Source organism: Pseudomonas sp. AGC41 (assembly GCF_057334555.1).
In genome coordinates this window covers 50752-55798 of the sequence record NZ_JBHFJB010000035.1, presented here as the reverse complement: position 1 = coordinate 55798, position 5047 = coordinate 50752, and the positions used below count along the sequence as shown (strand labels likewise).

Here is a 5047-nt window from a genome sequence, read left to right as displayed (position 1 = left end):
CTCGCGAATCGCCCGATCAGTTGGAGACGATGCCTGCGGCCCGGTTGACCATCGCCACGATGCTGACGAACAGCTCCTGCTTGGCCTCGTCCGCGCTGATTTCGCCGTTGGCCGCCGCATCGGACAACGCTTCAGCGGCCCCGAGCATCGCGCGCAGGCTCGCTTGGGACAAGTGCCCGGTCCCGGCGAACGGCTCCAGCACCGACCGGCATTTATCCAGGAAAATCTTTTCGTACTGCTTTTTGATGCGCTCCAGTTCCGGCGAGCTGCTCAACGCCGCGCTGACGCCCGGAATCTCCCGCCCCTGAAGCAGGACACATTCGACGAACGCCTCGGCAATCACCCGCGAGCGACTCTGCAATGTGGGCTCACTGGCGTCGAGTGCAGCATCCATGAGTGCGGTCTGGCGCGCATCGAAATCCTGGTAGAGCGCCGCCAGCAGCCCTCCCCTGGTAATGAAATGGTCATAGACGATTGGCTTGGTGACGCCTGCCTGATCGGCCAGTCGGGCCAGGGTCAACGCTTCGCTGCCATCCTCCCGAACCAGGCGCCAGGCGACATCCAGCAACTGCCGTTGCCGATCGGCGCGGGACAGTCGGCGACGAGGCGCGGCAATGGGCGGTGCATTTTCATCGGTGCTTGACATGCTAACTTTACCAACCGTAACTTACTGTTCGTAACTTAACCAAGCATACTCGCTTGACCCTGTGTAGTACCAGAAGGAGATCCGCCATGCATGCCCTTATCGTGGTTGCTCATCATGACCCCCGCTCCCTGACCCATGCACTTGCCCAAGCCATCGGCGATGGCATCTTGCAGGCCAATCCCAGCGCTACGTTCGAAATCGCCGACCTGGCCGCCGAAGGCTTCGATCCACGCTTCGGCTTCGCCGACCATGCCGTTCATCACCGTGAGGCCTTGCCGCCCGCCGACGTGCTGGCCGAGCAGGCCAGGATCGAACGGGCCGACGCCCTGGTGCTGGTCTACCCGATCTACTGGTGGTCGATGCCGGCGTTGCTCAAGGGCTGGATTGATCGGGTGTTCTCCAATGGCTGGGCGTTCGACTTCAAGCTCGACGAGTCCTTTGTGCAGAAACTGCAGCATTTGCGGGTCCATCTGGTCGCCCTCGGTGGAGCCGACGCCGACAGTTTTCAACGCCACGGCTACGACCAGGCGATGGTCACGCAGATCGACCACGGCATCTTCGGCTACTGCGGTGCCCGCGTGGTGAGCTCCGAACGCTTGCTGGATTCGGAAACCCTTGATCCAAACGTGCATCTGCAAACGGCCCGAGCCCTGGGCCAGCGGGTGTTCTCGGCCATCGAGGAGCCCGCGCCAGCAGCAACCGATGCCGAGTGCGCATGATCAGAGGGCTCGACGGTCGGCGGCAGACAGGGGCACGTCGCGCTGGTAGATATCCGGGATATACACCGCCCGCCCCTGGCTGTCCGCTTGCACTGTCCAGTATCCAAGCAGGATCGGCATGGGCTTGGCCAGCCGGAATTCATGGGTCAACTCGCTTGCCAACAAGGTATCGGTGCGCGTGCGTTCGGCCGGGGTCACCAGCAGGTCGCGCAGATGCATGACTTGTTCGATGCGTACGCAGCCTGAGCTGAATGCCCGCGGGCCTTTGCTGAAAAGTGCCTGGCTGGGGGTGTCGTGCAGGTATACCGAAAACGGGTTGGGGAAGCGCACGACCAGTTTACCCAAGGGGTTTTTCGCGCCGGCGTCCTGGCGCAGCATCAGGTTGCCAGGGTGATCCCAGTCGATATTTTCCACCGCCAGGGGCAAGCCATCGCGATCGATCACCTTGAGGTTATGCCGGGTGAGGAACTCCGGGTCGCGGCGGATTTCGGGCAGTTTGTCCTCGCGCATGATCGTCGGCGGAATGGTCCAAGTCGGGTTCAGCGTCAGTCGGGTGATACGCGACTTGATCAGCGGTGTCTGGCGTTCGGCGCGGCCAACCTGGGTACGGGTCTGCCATACCGGGGCGCCTGCCTGGTAGACCGTCAACTGCGCCGCCGCGACGTTGACCAGCACGCTGTCCGGCTCCAGGTCCTGAGCCAGCCAGCGCATGCGCTCCAGATTGATCCGCAATTGCTCGCGGCGCATGGCCGGGCTGACGTTCAGCTCGGTAACCGTCCACGGCCCCACCACCCCATCGGCTTGCAGTGAATGGTGGAGCTGGAAGCTTTTCATCGCCTCCACGAGGCTCGGGCTGTAGTGTTCATCGGCCTCCAGCGGCGGCACGCTCAGGTAGCCTTCGTTGAACAGGCGCCGGGCCAGCGCGGGCACGCGGGCGTCACGTTTGTCGGGTTGCAACAATGGGCCGGTCGGCACGGCCTGCCAGTCAGCCAGCGGTTGCTGGCGTTGCCGGGCGTAGAGTTCGCGCAGGTTGCGATACAGGTCCAAGGGCGGCCGCGCCTGTGCAAACGCCTCGGCGGGGTCGCGCAGGCCGGCGACGGCGAAGTGCAGCACCATGGCCTGACGGTCCGGCAACTGGGGGTTGGCCTTCCAGATCGGCTCCAGGCGGTTCTGCGCCAGGTAGCCGAAACGCAGCTCATGCAGCGCTTGCAGGTAGCGCTGGCTGATGGCGATGTCGGTACAGGCTGCATTGGCATAGGCGCCTTCGCCGGGCAGGCGGTAGCGGTTCGGGTCCAGGCCATCGTCGGCCAGTTGTTGCAATTGGATTTGCAAGGCCTGCAACCGCTCATCGTCCGCCCAGAGGGCCTGGCCTGCGTTTTGCTGGTACAAGGCCTGCAAGCTCAACACCGTCGAAAAATCGACGCCCGCGGCCAGTTCCGGGCAGTTGACCGACAGTTGTGCCAAGGTCGATTGCGCGTGCGCGGGGTCGCCCTCCTCGGCTGTCGCGACCAATGGCGCAACGAGCAATAAAAGGCTCAGGTAACATGCGGGCTTTTTGAACAACTGCTTTACTCCAATCCATGGCCGTCTCGTTGACGGTGAATTTTTTGCGCCAGGTACGACCCGCCATCATGCAGACAAACAAAACCGGACGGGATGCCGCAAACGAACGCCAGCGTCAGCTTTTTTCGCCCGTATCGCGCTCAGTCTCGCGCCTGCTGCGCCGACTCTGCCTGGTCATGGCCGGCCTGGGCGTCATATCCGGCCCGGCACTGGCGCAAAAGTCCGGTTCCCAGCCGCTTTACAACAGCCTCGCCCACGCGGCGCCGGAACTCAATCCCCTAGCGCTTAAAAGTGCCTTGGGCGCAATGCAATGCGCTGTCGCCAACGGCGCTCGCCCGGCCCGTCACCTGGCGGTGATTGACTATTCGCAGCCCTCCACGGCACGGCGGCTGTGGATCTTCGACCTGCGCCAGAAAAAATTGGTCCTGCGCGACCTGGTTGCCCACGGGCAGAAATCCGGGGAAAACTTCGCCACGCAATTTTCCAATCGCCTGGGCAGCTACCAATCCAGCCTGGGACTGTTCCGCACCCAGGAAAGCTATCAGGGCGCCCATGGTTATTCGCTGCGCATGGACGGCCTGGAGCCTGGCTTCAATGATCTGGCCCGCGACCGCGCGATCGTGATTCATGCCGCCGACTATGTGAATCCGTTGTGGAGTGTGCGCCAGGGTCGTATCGGCCGCAGCCAGGGCTGCCCGGCCGTGCGCCCGCAAGTGGCGCGCCAGGTGATCGACAAGCTCAAGGGCGGGCAATTCATGTTTTCCTGGTACCCGGATCCGGCGTGGCTCAAGCGTTCGGCCTATCTCAATTGCCAGGCGCAGCAGGTGGCGAGCATTCTATCGACCCGCGGCGGCGAGTAAAGCGGCCGCTGCGCGCCCGAGCGGTAGCAAGCGCCCTCGCCACGGGTATCGTGCAAATCTCCTGGCCAGCGATTGCGCCGGGTGGGTTCGTGGTTAAAATGCCGGCCTTTCGAATTGCTGGCGTTTTTTCTGATGAATCCTGAAGCCCTCCAAACCTTGCAGAGCCATTTATCGACGGCGCTGGAGTCGGTGCCTGACGAAACCCGTCGGCTGTTCCACGGGCGCGGACGCTGCTGGGCGGGGCTGGAACAGATCACCGTCGATTGGCTGCAAGGCGTGGTGCTGGTCTCGCTGTTCAAGGAACCCGAGCCGGCGCAACTGGACGATCTGCTCGCGATGCTACGCGACCTTGTCGCCTCGCCGGCCTGGCAGCGCAGCGCCGCCCATACGCTGGCTCTGCAGCATCGATACCTGCCCGATAGCCTTACCGAGTGGCTGGAGGGCGAGCCGATCGATGAGTGGACCCTGACCGAAGGCGGCCTGCGCTACCGGATCGACCTCGGCAAGAAGCAGAACAACGGCCTGTTCCTCGACATGCGCTACGGGCGTGACTGGGTGCGCGCCCATGCCCGTGGCAAGCGCGTGCTGAACCTGTTCGCTTATACCTGCGGTTTCTCGGTGGCGGCGATCGCCGGCGGCGCGCAACACGTGGTCAACCTGGACATGTCCCGCGCGGCCTTGAGTCGTGGGCGCGACAACCACCGGTTGAACGGCCACGACCTGGGCCAGGTGAGTTTCCTTGGCCACGACCTGTTCAAGTCGTGGGGCAAGGTGATCAACAGCGGCCCCTACGACCTGGTCATCATCGACCCGCCCACGTTCCAGAAAGGCAGCTTCCTTTTGACCAAGGATTACCAGCGTGTGCTGCGTCGCCTGTCGGAGCTGCTGACTGCCCATGGCGTGGTACTGGCCTGCAGCAACGATCCGGCGACCGGTCCGGATTTCCTCATCGACGGCGTCATGCGTGAAGCGTCCGGCCTGATATTCGAAGAGCGACTGCCAAATCCTCCGGAATTTCCAGATACAGACCCCGCCTGTGGCTTGAAGGCCATGGTGTTCAAGCGTAAGGACCCGGCCATCGACTGAAAACTGCGTGTCGGGATTACACATTTCCACTATTTGATGGATCTTGCTCGCGACTAGACTGTTTCACGTTGTCTGCAGCTTGAACCGGTCCGGTTGCACCTGCGGCAACCTCGAACCCGGACTGTTCAAGGATTGAAGAACCATGTCGCAATCACATCCCTCTGACCCGCGCC

5 protein-coding genes are annotated in these 5047 nt (G+C 62.9%); 3 read left to right on the top strand and 2 right to left on the bottom strand.

Going from position 1 to position 5047, the window contains the following annotated elements; all coding sequences use genetic code 11:
- Positions 1–16: 16 nt before the first annotated feature.
- The gene (locus ACE04F_RS06660) at positions 17–646 is read right to left on the bottom strand and encodes a TetR/AcrR family transcriptional regulator (protein WP_486105524.1); all 630 of its coding nucleotides are present in this window, start codon (positions 644–646) and stop codon (positions 17–19) included.
- Positions 647–732: 86 nt separating this feature from the next.
- Here ACE04F_RS06660 and ACE04F_RS06655 point away from each other — a divergent pair, with 86 nt between their 5' ends.
- Positions 733–1365: an NAD(P)H-dependent oxidoreductase gene (locus ACE04F_RS06655; protein ID WP_486105523.1), complete on the top strand. Its 633-nt coding sequence runs from the start codon at positions 733–735 to the stop codon at positions 1363–1365.
- Here ACE04F_RS06655 and ACE04F_RS06650 read toward each other — a convergent pair whose 3' ends face one another.
- Entirely contained in the window at positions 1366–2928 is a 1563-nt protein-coding gene (locus ACE04F_RS06650; protein WP_486105522.1) for a L,D-transpeptidase family protein, read from the bottom strand.
- Between the two features lie 176 nt (positions 2929–3104).
- Between ACE04F_RS06650 and ACE04F_RS06645 the strand changes: the two genes are divergently transcribed.
- Positions 3105–3788 (top strand): murein L,D-transpeptidase catalytic domain family protein, encoded by a 684-nt coding sequence (locus ACE04F_RS06645; protein WP_486105526.1) that lies wholly within the window; start codon positions 3105–3107, stop codon positions 3786–3788.
- Positions 3789–3920: 132 nt separating this feature from the next.
- A complete protein-coding gene (locus tag ACE04F_RS06640) occupies positions 3921–4874 on the top strand; it encodes a class I SAM-dependent methyltransferase (RefSeq protein WP_486105521.1) in 954 nt (317 codons plus the stop codon).
- Positions 4875–5047 lie beyond the last annotated feature (173 nt).